Origin of the sequence: Chryseobacterium sp. YR221 (assembly GCF_900176315.1) — a bacterium.
GTDB lineage: Bacteria > Bacteroidota > Bacteroidia > Flavobacteriales > Weeksellaceae > Chryseobacterium > Chryseobacterium rhizosphaerae.
Genome location: NZ_FWXM01000002.1, coordinates 730697 through 748730, shown reverse-complemented (window position 1 = coordinate 748730; position 18034 = coordinate 730697). Strand labels below are relative to the sequence as shown.

The following is an 18034-nucleotide window of genomic DNA, read 5'->3' as shown; positions in this document are numbered from 1 at the left end:
TGTTACAACTTAATAAAGGGCAGGTGAAGAATGATTCATTTGCTCTTTTTTTTGTTTAAAATTGGAGCGTTTTGGATGTAAAATAAAAAAGAGAAAATGTAATAATTTACAAATTCTCTTTTGTCTTTTAGTGGAGTTGGAGGGATTCGAACCCTCGTCCAAACAAGCAATACATAAGATTTCTACATGCTTATTCTACCATTGATTTTCGACTGAAGGCAGAGGGCAGACACCCAACTTCCAGCTTATCTTCTAAAGTTTTCGAGTTTCAGCCAAAGCATCTGAAACCTTATTCCCGCATTCCTATATCCCAGGATCAAACGCCGCAGAACAGAGCATTTGTGAGATATCTTGCTTCCTTACTATCTTCAGGAAAACGCTTGATCTACTATACTTCGATATTAAGCTGCAAGAGCGAACTCTTCGTTGCCAGTTAAAGTTGTGTAGCAAGGGATTTAAGAGATCGCGCTACGGTTCTCTGCATGCTTACTTACCCATTGATCTTGCTGTCGAAACCAGTCAACCCCATGAATAAAGTGAATGCAAAGATAATGCTTTTTGTTTATATATCATTATTGTAGGTCTTTTTTGTGACGAATAAGTAATAAGAAGATCTGTTTGGTGTGATTGAAAGGAGAAAAAGGGTAGGGCAGGATCAATAAAACAGGATGCTTATCATGGAATGTTAATTAATTGTGGATAAAATAATTATTGCATGTATTGCCCTTTAATACTGGATTTTTGATCCGATATTGAGTTTAAATGTGATAGTTTTTGGGTATATGTTTTGTGATTTAAGAAAAAATGTCTAGTTTTGCAATCCAAAATGAGATGTAAAATATGTTAATAATACCAGTAAAAGATGGTGAATCCATCGACAGAGCTCTGAAGAAATACAAGAGAAAATTTGATAAAACAGGTACAGTTCGTCAATTAAGATCTAGACAACAGTTTATTAAGCCTTCTGTGACTTTAAGACAATCTAGACTGAAAGCTGCTTACAAACAAAGAGCACTTAGTAAAGAAGAACAGGCTTAAGATTTTTTCTTAGACCATATACTAATTCACTCCTTAAATTCTTATATTTGAGGAGTGAATTTTTCGTTTTTATACCTGATGTAATGCTGAATAAGTTTTTAGAATATTTAGAGTTTGAAAAGAGGTATTCTCCTCATACTATTACAAGCTACAGAAAAGACCTTGATGACTTTTCCTGTTTCTATCTTAAAACAGAGTCGTCAGAAGATATCTTTAAGGCAGATAAAAAAATCATCCGAAACTTTATTGTAGAATTAAGTGAGCATGGTATTTCAAAAAGAAGTATCAATAGAAAATTATCCTCACTCCGCAGTTTTTTCCTTTTCCTTCTAAAAATAGGTGAAATTAAGGTTTCTCCTGTGGAAGGAGTTTCCTCCCTGAAATTTTACCCCGAGAAGCAAATACCCATGTCTAAAGAGGAAATGGGGGATCTTAGCGAGCGGATTTTAGAACACACCCATGATATCCTGGATAAATGTATCATTGAAGTACTGTATCAAACCGGTATACGGAAAGCTGAGCTTTGTGGCCTGATATTTGAGAATGTTGATATAGAAGGAAATGAATTAAAAGTAATTGGAAAGGGAAATAAAGAAAGAGTGGTTCCCATTTCCGAAGATCTGTCTGAGCTCCTTAAAAGTTATTTGGAAATAAGAAATCCACAGGCAGAATTCAAATCCTGTTTTTTCGTGAATAAGAAAGGGAAAAAACTCAATGAAAAATTTGTTTATGTGGTAGTTAATAAGTACCTTAGTCTTGTTACAACGAAAGAAAAAAAAAGTCCTCATATCCTTCGGCATAGCTTTGCTACTCATGTGTTGGATAATGGGGCGGAGATCTCCAAAGTAAAAAAAATATTAGGGCATTCAAGTCTTGCCAGTACTCAAGTCTATACGAATGCTAATATTGAACAATTGAAAAAAGTGTTTAATCAAGCTCATCCTCGAGCGTCTAAAAAAGAAGAATTATGAAGATTTCAGTTCAATCAATTGGTTTAACTCCACACGAACCACTAGAATCACACATTGAAAAAAAAGTAAGCAAATTAGGAACCTTCTATGATAAAATTCAGGAGTGCAAGGTTTTCTTAAAAGTGGAAAATAACTCCGATAGAGCTAATAAAACTGCTGAGATTATTTTGGCTGTTCCGGGGGACGATATTGTGGTTAAGAAGACAAGTGCAACTTTTGAGGAAAGTTTGGATCTATGCGTGGATACAGCTAAAAAGCTACTAATCAAGAAAAAAGAAATGGCTTAGGAAAAAAAGTTAAAAAAAGTTTATAAAAAATTTGAGAATTCAAAAAATCCGTTCTATATTTGCACTCGCAAAAAAGGAACAGCGATCTTTTGAATTCTTTTTAATTTGCCTCCATAGCTCAGTTGGCCAGAGCACGTGATTTGTAATCTCGGGGTCGTGGGTTCGAATCCCTCTGGAGGCTCATTTTAATATAAAACTTTGGGGAGATTCCAGAGTGGCTAAATGGGACTGACTGTAACTCAGTTGCTTCGGCTTCGCAGGTTCGAATCCTGCTCTCCCCACATTTATATTATTAAAAAAAACTTGCAGGATTAAAGAATTATTCTTAGTTTTGCACAGCGTTTACCAATGGTTTTGGAAACAAAATTGCGGAAGTAGCTCAGTTGGTAGAGCGTCAGCCTTCCAAGCTGAATGTCGCGGGTTCGACCCCCGTCTTCCGCTCAAAATAATCACCTTATAAAAGTGATATTTTTAACAGCTGAAATGTATAGAGTAGAGTTTCTCCATCAGTTTCAGTTCAATTATTAAAATGCCTCCATAGCTCAGTTGGCCAGAGCACGTGATTTGTAATCTCGGGGTCGTGGGTTCGAATCCCTCTGGAGGCTCTATTTTAATATAAAAACTTTGGGGAGATTCCAGAGTGGCTAAATGGGACTGACTGTAACTCAGTTGCTTCGGCTTCGCAGGTTCGAATCCTGCTCTCCCCACTTTTATATTAAAAAAAACTTGCAGAATTAAAGAAATATTCTTAGTTTTGCAAAGCGTTTACCAATAATTTTGGAAGCAAAATTGCGGAAGTAGCTCAGTTGGTAGAGCGTCAGCCTTCCAAGCTGAATGTCGCGGGTTCGACCCCCGTCTTCCGCTCAAAAAAATCATGCTAATTCAGTGTGATTTTTTTATTTGATGCCGACTTAGCTCAGCGGTAGAGTGCTTCCTTGGTAAGGAAGAGGTCACGGGTTCAAGTCCCGTAGTTGGCTCTCAATTTTCCCGGATTTCATTCGGGAATTTTTTTTACCCAAAATTCAGTGATAAAAGTAAAAGCCGAAAAATAGAACGAGTGTTATGATTCACTTCATCTGTTGCTTTGACAACTTATCCGGATGGTGTTTAATTTTTTTTATATCATCTTTAGAATTGCAATCATAAAATTTTTGTTAAATTCGTGTAAAATATATTTTTGATGAATATTCTTTTACTAGAAGATGATCTCATTCTTTCCGCAGAACTTTGCAGATTTTTAGAATCTAATAATTTTAACTGTGATAAAATCTATGATGGAGAAACTTTTCTTCGTCAGATTAAAAACAATACCTATGACTTGTATCTGCTGGATATTAATGTTCCCAAAATAAACGGATTGGATGTCTGCCAAACCATCCGTTCTTTTGATAAAAATACACCTATCATCATTATTTCGGCGTATGGAGATATTTCGGATAAAAAAGATGCCTTCACCAGGCTGGCAGATGATTATCTTGTAAAACCTTTTCAGTTTGAAGAACTGCTTTTAAGAATCAATTCTTTGCTGAGAAGAAAAGCTCCGTCTGATGCTTCCGATCAGGATATTATCAGAGTTGACGATCTTATCATCAATAAAACAGAACAGAAAGTATACCGTGGAGGTAATGAGATTACACTCACTTTAAAAGAGTTTCAGCTATTGGTCTATCTTGCCGAAGCACAAGGAAGGACTGTTTCTAAACAGCAGATCACAGAACATGTGTGGGAACATAATTTTAATACGAATACCAATACGGTAGAGGTCTATATCAATTTTTTAAGAAAAAAGATTGATAAGGATTTTAAAATAAAACTGATCCATACGCGCTCCGGGTTTGGATATTACTTAAGTCCATTATAAATGTCTTTAAAAAGAAAGATTGCTTTAACGATCAGTATTGCCTTTTCACTGCTTTTTGGAATGGTGATGGCTGTCATTTATTTATCTTTCAATGATTTTAGAAGGGATGAGTTTAAGGAAAGGTTCAGGCAAAGACTGGAGTTTACCACTCATTTTATTTCAAGATCTAAAGATTTTGAAGAAGAAGCGCCTATTTTTTTTAATGAGAATTCAGACAACATTCTTTTGAATGAAAAGATTTTAATTTTCAATGACAAGAAAGAACTGATCTATAGTACGATCAAAGACCGGAATGTCACATGGGATACTACCATGCTTAAAGAACTGGACAAAAAAAAGATCATCTATACTGAAAAGACCGTTCCGGAGATTTATGCTGCCTTGCGAAATATTAATGGCGAGAACTACTATATCCTTACCAGTGCTTTTGACACCAATGGAAAATCAAAACTGACCTATCTTAAATATCTTTTGATTTTGGCATATGTGATGAGTACCCTTCTGATTGGTTTTTTCAGCTATTATTTCGTAGAAAAATTCCTGCGCCCTCTGGAAGACCTGAATCAGGAAATTTCAGAAGTTACCGCCCATCAATTAACAAAACAGATTCCGGTTCAACAGTCGAATGATGAAGTAAGCGTTTTGGCAAAGTCTTTCAATACCATGATCGTAAGACTGAATGATGTGTTTCAGTCCCAGAAAGATTTTACAGCGAGTGCTTCACATGAGATAAGGACTCCGATCACAAGAATGGCTTTTCAGCTTGAAAACCTGATTACATTTGAGAAGCACTCTCCTAAAACCCTGTCTGCATTACAGCAGATTCAGAGGGATGTGTATCAGCTGTCAGATCTTACCAATTCATTATTGCTTCTCACCAAGTTTGATAAAGAGAATATTCAGAGTATTTATGAAGAGGTAAGAATTGATGAAGTAATATTTGAAGCTTTTGAAGCGGTAGAGAAAAGTTATCCCGATCTTAAGCTTGATTTTCTCATTACCGAAGATACTTCTGAAAATGCTCTTCTCACGATAGACGGAATACCCTCTTTATTAGTTATCATTTTTATTAATTTATTTAAAAATGCTGCAGTATATTCTGATAATACTGAAGTGAACGTTTTAATCACCGAAACAAACGACCGCCTTTCTGTAGAGGTAATATCTCATGGGGATATAATTCCTGAAGAAGAGCAGTCTAAACTATTTGAAGCCTTTACCAGAGGAAATAACGCTCAGAATATATCCGGATCCGGACTAGGATTGCGAATTGTGAAGCGTATTCTCGAATACCATGATTCTGAAATTGTATATTCTTCACCTGAGGAATACCTGAATAAATTCACAGTAATTTTTAAAAAGTAATTTCCATATTATCGTTTATTTTTAGAATTACACTCTATTTTCTTTAAGCTAGGGATTGGAATTTTAAATAAAAAATCAATATGTGGAGAAAAAAATAAAATTTATTTTTATTGAAAGACCTTCTGAAATAGCCTGTTCACAGAGATTTTAATTTTATTTTAAGGCTCATTTAAGTTTCTTTTAATCGTATGAAAGCAATTTTGTAATTTAAAAAGAAAAATAATGAACAGAATAACTATGCTGTTTCTGGCCATTTCCTCATTCGTGGCTGGGCAGCAGCAAATGTCTCTTTTGGATTGTGAAGAAGCATTCCAGAAGAACAGCCTCCAGCTACTTGCTGCACAATATAATATTAGTGAAGCAGAAGCAGATATTATTCAGGCAAAAATATGGGATTTACCAAATTTGTCTGTTGAATTGAATGCTATAGATCCAGAGAATAATAAAATTCTTCATATAGGGAGTACAGGAGCAAAAGAATTTGGAGTAGATCAGCTTTTGACCTTGGGAGGTAAAAGAAAGAATGAAGTGGCTTTTGCAAAATCAAATAAGGAGATTGCAGAGCTACAGTTCAAAGGGCTTATTATAGATTTAAGAACACAATTGAGAAATACTTTTTACAGTATTATTTTTGACGAAAAAAAAGAAGTTAATATAGATCTTCAGCTTAAATATATCATCAATCTGTTAAATGCCTACGAGAGTCAGAATAAAAAAGGAAATATTTCATTGAAAGATGTGGTGAGACTTCAATCACTGGTCATTGGATTGCAGAGTGATAAAACAGAAGTTACCAATAATATTATTCAGCAAAAACAAACCCTCAAATTGCTTACCGGAAGTCAAACGGAGATTCAGCCGATTATCTCTGATGAAGAACTGGAGAAGCTGTTTAACAGACAACCCTTAACAAGTGTGGAAGAACTGCAACAGAAAGCATTGGAGAATAATACAAACTATCTCACCTTCATTAAAATAACAGAAAGCAGCCAATTGAACCTAAAATGGCAAAAATCTCTCAATATACCGGACCTTACAGTAGGTGCCCGTTACACACAACGAGGTGCAGCTTTTGACAATCAGGTAGCTGTTTCCTTTGGAATACCCATACCACTATGGAAAAAAAATAAAGGAAATGAAATGAAGGCTGAATACCAGATAGAGGAAAGTAAAAAAGATGAAGCCAGACAAAAGGAAGAGCTAGCAGCCCAGGTTAATAGCACTTATAAAATATGGGATAATCAATATCAACAATATTATACCTTACAGCCTCATGATTTTAAGAATATGGATATTGTATTTACGGGAATTGTAAGTAATTTCCAGAGAGGAAACGTAAGTCTTATTGATTTTACCGACTTCATGGAAAGCTACAAACAAAGTATTTTACATATTTACGAAATGAAGAAACAGATTATGCTTTCTGCAGAACAACTCAATCAATTAGTACAAACAAAAATCTTCTATTAACAATGAAAACATATATTATCCCTGTATTGATGGTCTTATCATTATTGGCCTGTTCAAAAAAAGAGGAAGAAAAAACAAACCAGGCTAAGAAAGGTTTTGAGCTTAGTAATACCATGCTGGGTTCTATTTCATTAGCTAAAGTAGAGAAAAAGAATATAGAAGATGTGTATAGCTTTTACGGAAAGATCTCTGCAGACAAAAACAGTTATATAGATGTATATCCGCTTGTAGGAGGAAACGTAATGAGTGTAAATGTAGAGCTGGGAGATTACGTGAAGAAAGGGCAGGTGCTAGCGACCATCAGGAGTACGGAACTCGCAGAGGTCCAAAAAGATGTAAGCGACTCAAAAACCGATTTGGTAGTGGCTACGAATAATCTTCGGGTTGCCAAGGAGTTGTACGAAGGAAAACTTAATACAGAAAGAGATGTACTGGAAGCTAAAAGCCAGTTACAGAAAGCCCAGGATCAGTTACAGAGAGCCTCTGCTATAAGTACGGTATATAATGTAAAGTCGGGAAATATTTACAGTGTGGTAGCTCCAATTAGCGGATATATTGTTCAGAAAAGTATCAATAAGGATATGCAGCTGAGAAGTGACAGAAGTGAAAATATTTTTGATGTAGCCAACACCACAAATGTATGGGCGATCATGAACGTTAATGAATCAGATATTGATAAAATAAGCCTTGGAATGAAAGCGCAGGTTTCTACCCTTTCTTATCCGGATAAAGTTTTTGATGGTAAAATTGATAAAATATTCAAAATTATTGATCCGCAAACCAATGCAATGCAGGCCAGAGTTGTTCTGGATAATGCCAATGGCTTACTGATTCCGGATAGCAAGGCTACGATAAAAGTTTCCAGTTTGGAAAATAACAGTATGCTGACCGTTCCGTCTAAGGCAGTAATCTTTGATGATAACAAAAGTTTTGTGGTGGTTTTTAAATCCAGAACAGACGTGAAGGTAAAAGAAGTTAAGGTTCAGAAACAGGTAGGTGATGTTACCTATATTGCAGATGGATTGACTGAAGGAGAGGAGGTGATTACCAACAATCAACTGCTCATATACCGTTCCCTGAATAGCTAACTCTATTAAATTCTTTATCAGCCTTAGGGGGTTGATAAAAATGAAAATAGATGTAAAAATAATTTTATTTCAACGGCTTTTTTAGGTCATCAATTTATCTATCATGAATAAATTCATTAAAAATATAATCGCTTTTTCATTAAAAAATAAAGCATTTACCTTTATCTGGGTAGCTATTTTGGCCATTGCCGGCTTTATAAGTTTCAAGAACATGCCGATTGAAGCTTTTCCGGATGTTACCAATACCCAGATTGTAATCATTACCCAGTGGAATGGGCGTAGTGCAGAAGAAGTAGAACGTTTTGTTACTACTCCCATCGAATTAGCTATGAGCCCGGTTCAGAAGAAAACCAGTGTGAGGAGTACCACTATGTTTGGACTTTCCATTGTTAAAATTCTGTTTGACGATGGGGTGGACGATACTTTTGCCAGAAATCAGGTGAATAACCAATTAAGAACCATTAGCCTTCCTGATGAGGTAGATCCCGAAGTACAGCCACCCTACGGGCCCACCGGGGAGATTTTCAGATATACCCTGGAAAGTAAAACAAAAGACTCCCGTAAATTGCTTACCCTTCAGAACTGGGTTATTGACCGTGCTTTGAGAGGAGTGCCGGGGGTAGCAGATATTAATGTTTTCGGAGGGCAGGATAAAGTTTTTGAACTGAGTATTGATCCACGCGCGCTGGATAAATACAATTTAACTCCTCTGCAGGTATATGATGCTGTGACCAAAAGTAACCTGAATGTTGGAGGAGATGTCATTGAAAAAAATGGGCAGGCTTATGTGGTAAGAGGAATAGGTTTGGTAAAATCTGTAGCTGATATAGGAAATATCACCATCCTTAATGACAGCGGGAACCCTGTTTTGGTGAAAAATGTAGCCGAAGTGCATGAAAGTTCTATGCCCAGGGTAGGGCAGGCGGGTCTGAATAACCATGAAGATACCGTAGAAGGGATTGTGGTAATGAGAAAAGGAGAGAATCCAAGAGAAGTTTTAATAGGTGTAAAAGCTAAAATTAAAGAACTCAACGAAAAGATTCTTCCGAAAGATGTAAAAATGGTAACCTTTTATGACCGGGATAATCTGATGGATTTTACGACACGTACCGTGATGCATAACCTTATTGAAGGAATTATTCTGGTAACGGTGATCGTTCTTATCTTTATGGCAGACTGGAGAACTACGCTGATTGTTTCCATTATTATTCCCTTATCTCTGCTGTTTGCATTTTTATGTTTAAAATTAGCCGGGATGAGTGCCAATCTACTTTCATTGGGAGCTGTTGACTTTGGAATTATCATTGACGGAGCCGTCGTCATGGTGGAAGGACTCTTTGTAATGCTCGACCATAAAGCCCATAAATATGGAACAGAAAAATTCAATAAACTGGCAAAAGGAGGCTGGATCAAGCAAACCGGAACCGGGTTGGGAAAAGCTATCTTTTTCTCAAAGTTAATTATCATCACTTCTCTGATTCCTATTTTCTCATTCCAGAAAGTGGAAGGAAAGATGTTTTCACCTCTGGCTTTTACTTTAGGATTTGCATTGATAGGTGCATTGATATTTACATTAACCCTTGTTCCCGTTCTTTCTCATATCCTTTTAAATAAGAATGTAAAAGAAAAAAACAATCCTTTTGTCAATTTCTGGGACAGAATTGTGTTAAAGGGCTTTAATATGACCTTCAGGCATAAAAAGACCAGTATGATTGTTGCCATCTCCTTCCTGGCGCTGACCCTGTTCTCAGGTAAGTTTCTTGGAACGGAATTCTTACCTCAATTGAATGAAGGTTCTTTGTGGATTACGGCAGAAATGCCGATGAGCTCATCATTAAAAGAATCCCTTAAAACAGCAGACCTTTTAAAGAAAGATATTATGAGCTTTTCCGAAGTGACTGATGTGCTGGCTCAGACAGGTAGAAGTAATGATGGTACCGATCCCAATGGATTTGGATTTGTACAGTTTGCTGTAAACCTTAAACCCAGAGAAGAATGGAAACGTAAGATCACTTATGAAGAATTAATTAATGAAATTGATAAAAAGCTTCGGAGCTACCAGGGAATTACATTCAACTATTCTCAGCCGATTTCAGATAACGTGGCTGAAGCAGTAGCCGGTTTTAAAGCTGAAAATGGGATTAAAATCTATGGGGACAACTTAGAGACTCTGGATAAGCTGGGAGAAGAAGTTTTATTAAAAATTAAAGATGTAAAAGGGGTAAAAGATCCGGGAATCATTAAAAATATAGGTCAACCGGAAGTAAGTGTTGTTTTAGACCGGGATAAAATGGCTGCGTACGGAGTAATGCCCGCTGATGCACAGGCAGTTCTGGAAATGGCCTTTGGAGGAAAAACAGCTTCCGAAATGTTTGATGGGGAAAGGAAATTTCCGATTCGTCTTCGTTATTCCCAGGAATACAGAAAAGATGAAAATGATATTGCCTCCCTGATGGTACCTACCCAAGATGGGGCAAAAATTCCATTGAAGGAAATCAGTACCATTGTAAAAGATAATGGGGCTGCATTTATTTACAGAGATAATATAAAAAGGTATATAGGTGTGAAGTTTTCAATCAGAGACAGGGATCTGGGGAGTACCATTGCCGATGCTCAGAAAAAAGTGGAAAAAATTGAGCTTCCGGATGGATATTCTATAGGATGGACAGGCCAGTTTGAAAACCAGCAGCGTGCCTCACACAGATTGGCTCAGGTAGTACCCGTGAGTATTTTGATGATCTTCTTTCTGTTATTTATCCTGTTTGGAAATATAAAAGATTCACTTCTTGTATTGGCTAATGTACCTTTTGCACTGATAGGAGGAATTATTGCCTTGCATGTGACGGGAATAAACTTTGGTATTTCTGCAGGAGTAGGGATGATTGCCCTTTTGGGAATCTGTATTCAGAATGGGGTCATTCTTATTACAGAGTTTCATCAGAATGTAAAAGAAGGAATGGATATAGATACGGCTATATTAAGTGGTGTTAAATCCAGAACAAGACCGGTGATTATGACAGCACTTATGGCGTCTATCGGATTAATGCCCGCTGCTTTATCTACGGGAATCGGCTCAGAATCTCAAAAACCCCTGGCAATTGTAATCATTGGGGGGTTAATTACGGCCACTGTCCTTACCCTACTTATTTTCCCTATTATTTTCTGGATTTTCAACAGAACCAAAAAATTACGGTCAATTTAACATTGTTTTTATATAATTTCGCCTCAGGTTTTCCTGAGGCGAAGTCTTTTTTTAGCTTTCTCTTGTATGATTTCAATTAAAATAATTAAATTGGCAAATTAATTATAAACAAATGATAGCTGCAAAAATAATGGGTTCCCCATCTTTACGACATTTGTAGAAAAGTTCTCCTTATTCTCAAAACTTAGGCTTATAAAAGCTTATAATATGTCTTAATTTACAAATGTTAAAACACAATATGAAACACTACAAGAAATCGGTTCTCTTTCTATTTGGATTTTTAATCATCCTGCTGCCTTTGCAGCTGATTTTTAAAATAAATATTGAAGAAACTTATCCATCCTTTAATTTTCCGGGATTTTCTTCATATCCTATAAAAGATGGAAAGTATATTAAATTTACGAAAACAACTTCCCATGTCTTTTTTAAAGACGGGGCTGATAGTATTTTAACCAAAAATGATTATTTGGGAGACCGAATACCAAGAACGATACAGATCACCCTGATCCAAAATTTACTTTTTCCTAAGAAATATCCGGTTTTGGATAGCCGGATAAACAGCTTGCCTCTCTATAAAAAGGAACTTTACCTGTTGAAAAAATCTATTCTTAACCGGAATATTAAAAAAGTAGATTTAAACGAAAGCAAAAAATTCATCGTAGAAAAATTAAGAGAAAGGTTTCCGGATAAAGAAGTAACTGGAATAGAAGTGATCAATGAAACTAAAGATTTCGATATCACAACAAGAAAAATGAATGATACAGCGATCCGGGATACTGTACTGAGTTTCCGATTTTAAATTAACGATGATGAATAAACTAAAAGAACTTCCCTTTACCAGTTACCATCCAAGCTATGAGTTTCTGGCTTTTTACCGAATATTTTTCTCTATGTTCCTATTATGGACAGGAGTGTCAGATAACAGCTGGATTCATTCTATTCCTAACAGTGCAATGCATCCGCCGATCAGCATACTGTCTTTTATAGATTTCATTCCCTCAGGAACCTTTTTTGTGCTATGCAGATATATAATGTATCTCGGATTGTTGTTGATCATGATAGGCTACAAGCCGAGGATATTTGCCATACTTTATATGGTGATCTATGTATTGACCAGTAATTATGCCTATTCTTTTGGAAAAGTAAATCATGATTTCGTTTATACCCTGCCAATTTTAATCATGGCATTTTCTCCATGGAACAGAACCTACAGTTTTTTTCCGGAACCTGTAAAAGAAACTGATGGACCGGCCAAGTCGTGGCCTCTATTTATGATAAGCCTTATTTTTAGTTTCGGAATGTTTACCGCCGGATTTTCTAAAATTTTAGGAGGATGGCTAAGTATGGATACCCAATATACACAGATCTTTTTTAGCCAGTACAGATATATTATAGGTTGGAATGATTTTCTTTCAGATTTCTATGACGGAATAAATTCTAAGATATTTTGGGAATTTCTGGATTATTTTACTGTCTTTTTTGAAACAGTTTTTATAATAGCCTTTCTTTATCCGAAGTTTTTCAGGTTTATGCTTTTGATAACCGTCTTTTTTCATCTGAATGTACTTCTGATGCTGAATATCTCATTTATGTATTCAATAGGTTTGTATACTCTTTTCATTCCTGCTTATTTGCTTCCTGTAGGTTTTAGAAGTAAAGTGAAAAAAATACTTACCTATATATTTAACCCGAATTATCGATTGATTGCACTTGCACTGATCGTTCTGTATTTATTAATTCTTGGCTTCTTCGATATCAATACCATCGGCTTTATTTGTAATGAATTTTTCTCTTTTATTGCTTTTGGCCAGAATTCTACATCGCTGATCATGATGGGAGGAGCTTTTCTGCTGGCTTTATACTTATTTATACGGTCGTTGAGAAAATTGGATGTCAAATGATAAATACACAGGGATTTAATGATGATTATAGAACAATACTAAAGATTGAAATAACAAATTTTATTCTTTTATATATTGGGTTTCAGGGTTTTTCGGAAAAGGTTTCTTAAAGTTTTTTTCAATTCAGAAAATTGTGTAAATTTGCAGTCTCAATACATTGAAATATAAGGTTTGTACTTCATTGGATTTGAATATTGAAACTTTTTTCAATAAAAAGGTTTTGGTATTTAAAAATTCATTATATTTGCACACCGAAAATTTGAAAAACAATAAATAAATAATTTTACAATCATGGCAAAGGAAACGTTTAATCGTAACAAACCACACTTGAACATTGGTACTATTGGTCACGTTGACCATGGTAAAACAACTCTTACAGCTGCTATTTCTGCTGTATTAGCTAGCAAAGGTCTTGCTGAGAAAAAAGACTTCTCTGCAATTGACTCTGCTCCAGAAGAAAAAGAAAGAGGTATTACTATCAATACTGCTCACATCGAATACGAAACTGAAAAAAGACACTATGCTCACGTTGACTGTCCAGGTCACGCCGACTATGTTAAGAACATGGTAACTGGTGCTGCTCAAATGGATGGGGCTATCGTAGTATGTGCTGCAACTGACGGTCCAATGCCTCAGACTAGAGAACATATCCTACTTTGCCGTCAGGTAAACGTACCAAGAATCGTTGTTTTCATGAACAAAGTTGACATGGTAGATGACCCTGAGTTATTAGAGCTTGTTGAAATGGAACTTAGAGACTTATTGTCTACTTACGAATTCGACGGAGATAACTCTCCAGTAATTCAAGGTTCTGCATTAGGAGCTCTTACAGCAGCTACTGCATCTCCTGCTAACACAGAAGATAAGTGGTTCAAGAGCGTTGAAGAATTGATGGATGCTGTTGATACTTGGATCGAGCAACCACCAAGAGATACTGAAAAGCCATTCTTGATGCCAATCGAAGACGTATTCTCTATTACAGGTAGAGGTACTGTAGCAACTGGTAGAATCGAGGCTGGTGTTATCAACACTGGAGATCCAGTTGATATCGTTGGTATGGGTGATGAGAAATTAACTTCTACTATTACAGGAGTTGAGATGTTCAGAAAGATCCTAGATAGAGGTGAAGCTGGAGATAACGTAGGTCTATTGTTGAGAGGTATTGAAAAAACTGACATCAAGAGAGGTATGGTTATCGCTAAGAAAGATTCAGTTAAGCCACACAAAAAATTCAAGGCTTCTGTTTATATCCTTTCTAAAGAAGAAGGTGGACGTCACACTCCATTCCACAACAAGTACCGTCCTCAGTTCTACGTAAGAACTACTGACGTTACAGGTGAAATCTTCTTACCAGAAGGTGTAGAAATGGTAATGCCAGGAGATAACTTAGAGATCACTGTAGAATTGTTACAGCCAATCGCTCTTAACGTAGGTCTTAGATTTGCGATCAGAGAAGGAGGTAGAACAGTTGGATCTGGTCAGGTTACTGAAATCTTAGATTAATATCTTAAAATAAATAAAGCTTCCGCAAGGAATCTCTTGCGGAGCTTTTTATCTACGGGCATCGTCCAATGGTAGGATACCGGTCTCCAAAACCGTTGATCAGGGTTCGAATCCTTGTGCCCGTGCAAATATAAATTATGAGTTCATTTGTCGATTTTTTAAAAGGTTCTTATAACGAATTCAGACATAAAGTTGAATGGCCAAAATGGGCTGACCTTCAGTCTTCTACTATTGTAGTGACTATTGCGACAGTTATTCTGGCATTGTTTACCTTTGGAGTTGATGAATTGTTTTCAAAAGCAATCAGCAACATCATCGGAATACTAATCAACTTGTTCAATTAATTAAAAGTATTTTCCATAATGAGCGAATTGAAATGGTATGTGCTGAAAGCAATCAGCGGACAGGAAAATAAAGTGAAAAACTATATTGAGACAGAAATCAAACGTTTAGGGTTTGAGCAGTACGTTACTCAAGTGGTTATTCCTATGGAAAAGGTTATTCAAATTAGAAACGGTAAAAAAGTTCCTAAAGAAAGACCTTACTATCCTGGTTACTTAATGATTGAAGCTGAGTTAATGGGAGAGATTCCCCATGTTATCAAAAACATTCCCGGAGTAATATCTTTCTTGAGTTTAACAAAAGGAGGAGATCCAGTTCCAATGAGAAAGTCTGAAGTAAACAGAATGCTTGGAAGAATGGATGAGCTATCAGAATTTGCCAGCGATGTGGAAATTCCATATATCGTAGGAGAGAATGTAAAAGTAATCGATGGTCCTTTCAATGGATTCAACGGTACTGTTGAAAAAATTCTTGAAGATAAAAAGAAAATTGAAGTTTCTGTACTGATCTTCGGTAGAAAAACTCCAATGGAGCTTAGCTATATGCAAGTAGAAAAAGTATAATAATTACTTATATAATATAAAAAAGGCTGCTGTAAAGCGGTCTTTTTTTTGTTTACTCTTGTATCAAGAAATAAATTTCTATTCTGTACTGCTTCCTGGATTTTCTGATTACTTATGTGTACTTAAGTTCGTATTAATATATCCCTATATTATCATTCTTTTGTCAATGCTTCTATAGGGAGCTTTGCCATTATTGGAATGATCACCTTCATACGATAAAGATTACTTTGATTGATGTTATCAATGATTTCATATTCATTATTTTCCCTTATATGGCATACTTATTGTAACCAATCAACCAACTAATCCATAAAACTTTATATTTTTCTTATTTGATACACTGTTCAGCAGAAGTATTAAACTTTTGTGCCTATATCGGAGATCAAAAATTGGGAATTTCAACATGAAGAGGCGACTTCTACAATAAACACACATAATTCAATGATTAAATTAACTTCGATGCTCCTTTTAACGGGTGCTGTCGCGTTTGCAAACGCGCAGGTTGGTATCAATACTGCAACACCGGAAAAGGAACTTACCGTTAACGGGACCATGAAAACATCAGGGATGGTCTTCAAAAAACCAATGGAAAAGCTGGGTGCTGACGAAAACTATACTTTTGTCATCAAATCTCCAGCTCCGGAAAACAAAATTACAGCCTATAATGATTCTTTTGTTCCCAACTCTCCGGCACCCATTAATATTATCCAGTTTAAAATCACATGTGACCCTTCAGATAAAGACTGGGTTAATCAATTTGATACCAAGATCAATTCTAAGAAATTCCTTGTTGTCATTTCTTCTTTTGGATTTACCCAACCTACCAGAACTTATTCTGCAGATTGGCTGACTCCGGTACCTCAGATTTTTGCATATTCTTCGGGAGGAACCTGGAAACTGAAAGCAGATTATCAGGGATTTTCTCCTGATTCATCATTGCCTACAGGAGAATGGACTCTCAATTTATTGGTGTATGACAGATCATATGCTAAGGAATTCAATACTACCCAAGATCTTAAAGCTTCTACTACCGGTGCAGCAGCAGCACCATTAATTCAATAAAAACATAGATAATGAAAAAAATTACCACAATAATCTTTGTAGCTTTTGCCGCTTTGAGTATGAATGCTCAGGTTGGTATCAATACTGCTAATCCTAAAGGAACTTTAGATGTAGAAGGTGAAACATTAGTTGAATCTTATTTGGTAGATACTGAAAATGCAACGGCAAGAGGAAATTATCTTCTTCTTACCCGTTCAAAAGACAGTTCACCTGTAGGTAAAGTAAAGCTGCTGGATATTACGCTGCGTAACGTAGCACCTGTTAATATGTATAATGTTGTTCTGAAAAATGTGAAACAGGATGAAGTCGTTAATCTGAATACAGGTTTAGATGCCGATAAATATGTTGTTGCCATTACAGGAGCTGTTTTTACAGGTGCCGTATCAGCAGCCAACACTTCTACTAATCCGAAATCTTATGGCTCTTATTCTACAGAAGTAAGTCAGATTATAAAAGCCGGAAAGAAATTTCACGCAATAAATTTAAGTTTTAAAGGTGCCAGTACTGTTTCTTCAGTTAACGGAACGTGGTCTCTTACTCTTAATGTTTTTGAGAAATCATTGGTTAAAGACTGGGGAACTTTCAACGGTTCAGTTTCAGCTTCATCATCACCAGCTTATTCGGGAGTTTCAACTAATACGCCTTTAGGGCTTCAATAAAAGATATGATAAGAAAAATTTATATTACGATTATAATGGGTCTGGGAATATTTTTAAATGCACAGACTGGTAAAGTAGGTATCAAAACAGATAAACCCACGGAGACTCTTGATGTCAACGGGAAAACATATACCAACTCTTTATACCTTAGAAATCCGGGAGAGCCTACAATGACAGGAGGTAGTTTTTTGGCGACTTCTGAAAACGCTCTTCAGCTGTATGATCCGAATCTGGAAAGCAGCGGATTATTCAATTATCTAAAACTTACCCTTACAGGAGTATCCGGTACCGGAATTGCAGATTATGACACAAAAATAGATGCTAATAATTTTCTGGTTATCCTTCATAACTATTCATTTAAGCTTAATGATGGAACTACCAACGTAATGCTTGATTATGGTGATAACGGGATCAATGATAATAAGCAGGGCTCACCGGATGTGACAGCATTCAAAAGTAATGGGACATGGCATATAAAAGCGAAGTTTTCAGATAGCAGAATTATTGCAACCAATACTTCCACTCCGTCAAGAACCTACAATAATTTTACGGTAGACCTTTATCTGATGGCTTATAGAAGATTGATCACAAAACAGAATATCACTGATGTGAATGCCAATCTTGGAGGAACAGACGGTTCTACACAAACAATCAGTAAACCATCCGGTTTCTAATTGATAATATTATAGATAAAAAAGACTGCTTATAGCGGTCTTTTTTAT

16 protein-coding genes, 8 tRNA genes and 1 other RNA gene are annotated in these 18034 nt (G+C 36.0%); 24 read left to right on the top strand and 1 reads right to left on the bottom strand.

From position 1 onward, the window contains the following. Positions 1–128 precede the first annotated feature (128 nt). Positions 129–527, bottom strand: a transfer-messenger RNA (tmRNA) gene (gene ssrA, locus B8967_RS08405). Positions 528–840: 313 nt separating this feature from the next. On the opposite strand from ssrA, the gene rpsU reads away from it, so the two are divergent. The 24 genes from rpsU (at position 841) to B8967_RS08285 (ending at position 17986) form a co-directional block, all read left to right on the top strand. Next, complete coding sequence (gene rpsU, locus B8967_RS08400; RefSeq protein ID WP_047493530.1) at positions 841–1038, top strand: 30S ribosomal protein S21; 198 nt, start codon at positions 841–843, stop codon at positions 1036–1038. A gap of 83 nt (positions 1039–1121) precedes the next feature. After that, the gene (locus B8967_RS08395; protein WP_047493533.1) at positions 1122–2009 is read left to right on the top strand and encodes a tyrosine-type recombinase/integrase; all 888 of its coding nucleotides are present in this window, start codon (positions 1122–1124) and stop codon (positions 2007–2009) included. Further along, complete coding sequence (locus tag B8967_RS08390) at positions 2006–2296, top strand: HPF/RaiA family ribosome-associated protein (RefSeq protein ID WP_047493536.1); 291 nt, start codon at positions 2006–2008, stop codon at positions 2294–2296. The genes B8967_RS08395 and B8967_RS08390 overlap by 4 nt, the downstream gene beginning before the upstream one ends. Before the next feature lie 107 nt (positions 2297–2403). Continuing rightward, positions 2404–2477: transfer RNA gene (locus tag B8967_RS08385), tRNA-Thr, on the top strand. A gap of 19 nt (positions 2478–2496) precedes the next feature. Further along, positions 2497–2577 (top strand) — tRNA-Tyr (locus B8967_RS08380). 87 nt (positions 2578–2664) lie between these two features. Then, positions 2665–2737, top strand: a tRNA-Gly gene (locus B8967_RS08375). Between the two features lie 90 nt (positions 2738–2827). Next, positions 2828–2901, top strand: a tRNA-Thr gene (locus B8967_RS08370). A 21-nt stretch (positions 2902–2922) separates the two neighbouring features. Next, positions 2923–3003: transfer RNA gene (locus tag B8967_RS08365), tRNA-Tyr, on the top strand. An 84-nt stretch (positions 3004–3087) separates the two neighbouring features. After that, positions 3088–3160: transfer RNA gene (locus tag B8967_RS08360), tRNA-Gly, on the top strand. Positions 3161–3201: 41 nt separating this feature from the next. Further along, positions 3202–3273: transfer RNA gene (locus B8967_RS08355), tRNA-Thr, on the top strand. A 203-nt stretch (positions 3274–3476) separates the two neighbouring features. Beyond that, entirely contained in the window at positions 3477–4157 is a 681-nt protein-coding gene (locus tag B8967_RS08350) for a response regulator transcription factor (RefSeq protein ID WP_047493539.1), read from the top strand. Beyond that, positions 4158–5522, top strand: coding sequence for an ATP-binding protein (locus tag B8967_RS08345; protein WP_084085688.1), 1365 nt, complete (start codon positions 4158–4160; stop codon positions 5520–5522). A 222-nt stretch (positions 5523–5744) separates the two neighbouring features. Beyond that, complete coding sequence (locus tag B8967_RS08340) at positions 5745–6992, top strand: TolC family protein (protein ID WP_228406091.1); 1248 nt, start codon at positions 5745–5747, stop codon at positions 6990–6992. A 2-nt stretch (positions 6993–6994) separates the two neighbouring features. Continuing rightward, complete coding sequence (locus tag B8967_RS08335; RefSeq protein ID WP_047493545.1) at positions 6995–8080, top strand: efflux RND transporter periplasmic adaptor subunit; 1086 nt, start codon at positions 6995–6997, stop codon at positions 8078–8080. 103 nt (positions 8081–8183) lie between these two features. Continuing rightward, positions 8184–11282, top strand: coding sequence for an efflux RND transporter permease subunit (locus B8967_RS08330; protein ID WP_084085686.1), 3099 nt, complete (start codon positions 8184–8186; stop codon positions 11280–11282). A gap of 238 nt (positions 11283–11520) precedes the next feature. Further along, on the top strand, positions 11521–12081 hold the full coding sequence (locus B8967_RS08325) for a hypothetical protein (protein ID WP_084085683.1): 561 nt from the start codon (positions 11521–11523) through the stop codon (positions 12079–12081). A 10-nt stretch (positions 12082–12091) separates the two neighbouring features. Continuing rightward, positions 12092–13183: an HTTM domain-containing protein gene (locus B8967_RS08320; RefSeq protein WP_179140044.1), complete on the top strand. Its 1092-nt coding sequence runs from the start codon at positions 12092–12094 to the stop codon at positions 13181–13183. 291 nt (positions 13184–13474) lie between these two features. Beyond that, complete coding sequence (tuf, locus tag B8967_RS08315; RefSeq protein WP_034687396.1) at positions 13475–14686, top strand: elongation factor Tu; 1212 nt, start codon at positions 13475–13477, stop codon at positions 14684–14686. A gap of 54 nt (positions 14687–14740) precedes the next feature. Beyond that, positions 14741–14811: transfer RNA gene (locus B8967_RS08310), tRNA-Trp, on the top strand. A 12-nt stretch (positions 14812–14823) separates the two neighbouring features. After that, positions 14824–15030, top strand: coding sequence for a preprotein translocase subunit SecE (gene secE, locus B8967_RS08305; protein WP_047493559.1), 207 nt, complete (start codon positions 14824–14826; stop codon positions 15028–15030). 18 nt (positions 15031–15048) lie between these two features. Beyond that, the gene (nusG, locus tag B8967_RS08300; protein ID WP_039369546.1) at positions 15049–15591 is read left to right on the top strand and encodes a transcription termination/antitermination protein NusG; all 543 of its coding nucleotides are present in this window, start codon (positions 15049–15051) and stop codon (positions 15589–15591) included. 441 nt (positions 15592–16032) lie between these two features. After that, positions 16033–16653, top strand: coding sequence for a hypothetical protein (locus B8967_RS08295; RefSeq protein ID WP_047493562.1), 621 nt, complete (start codon positions 16033–16035; stop codon positions 16651–16653). An 11-nt stretch (positions 16654–16664) separates the two neighbouring features. Further along, a complete protein-coding gene (locus tag B8967_RS08290) occupies positions 16665–17312 on the top strand; it encodes a hypothetical protein (RefSeq protein ID WP_084085679.1) in 648 nt (215 codons plus the stop codon). 5 nt (positions 17313–17317) lie between these two features. Then, positions 17318–17986, top strand: coding sequence for a hypothetical protein (locus tag B8967_RS08285; RefSeq protein WP_084085676.1), 669 nt, complete (start codon positions 17318–17320; stop codon positions 17984–17986). Positions 17987–18034: the final 48 nt, after the last annotated feature.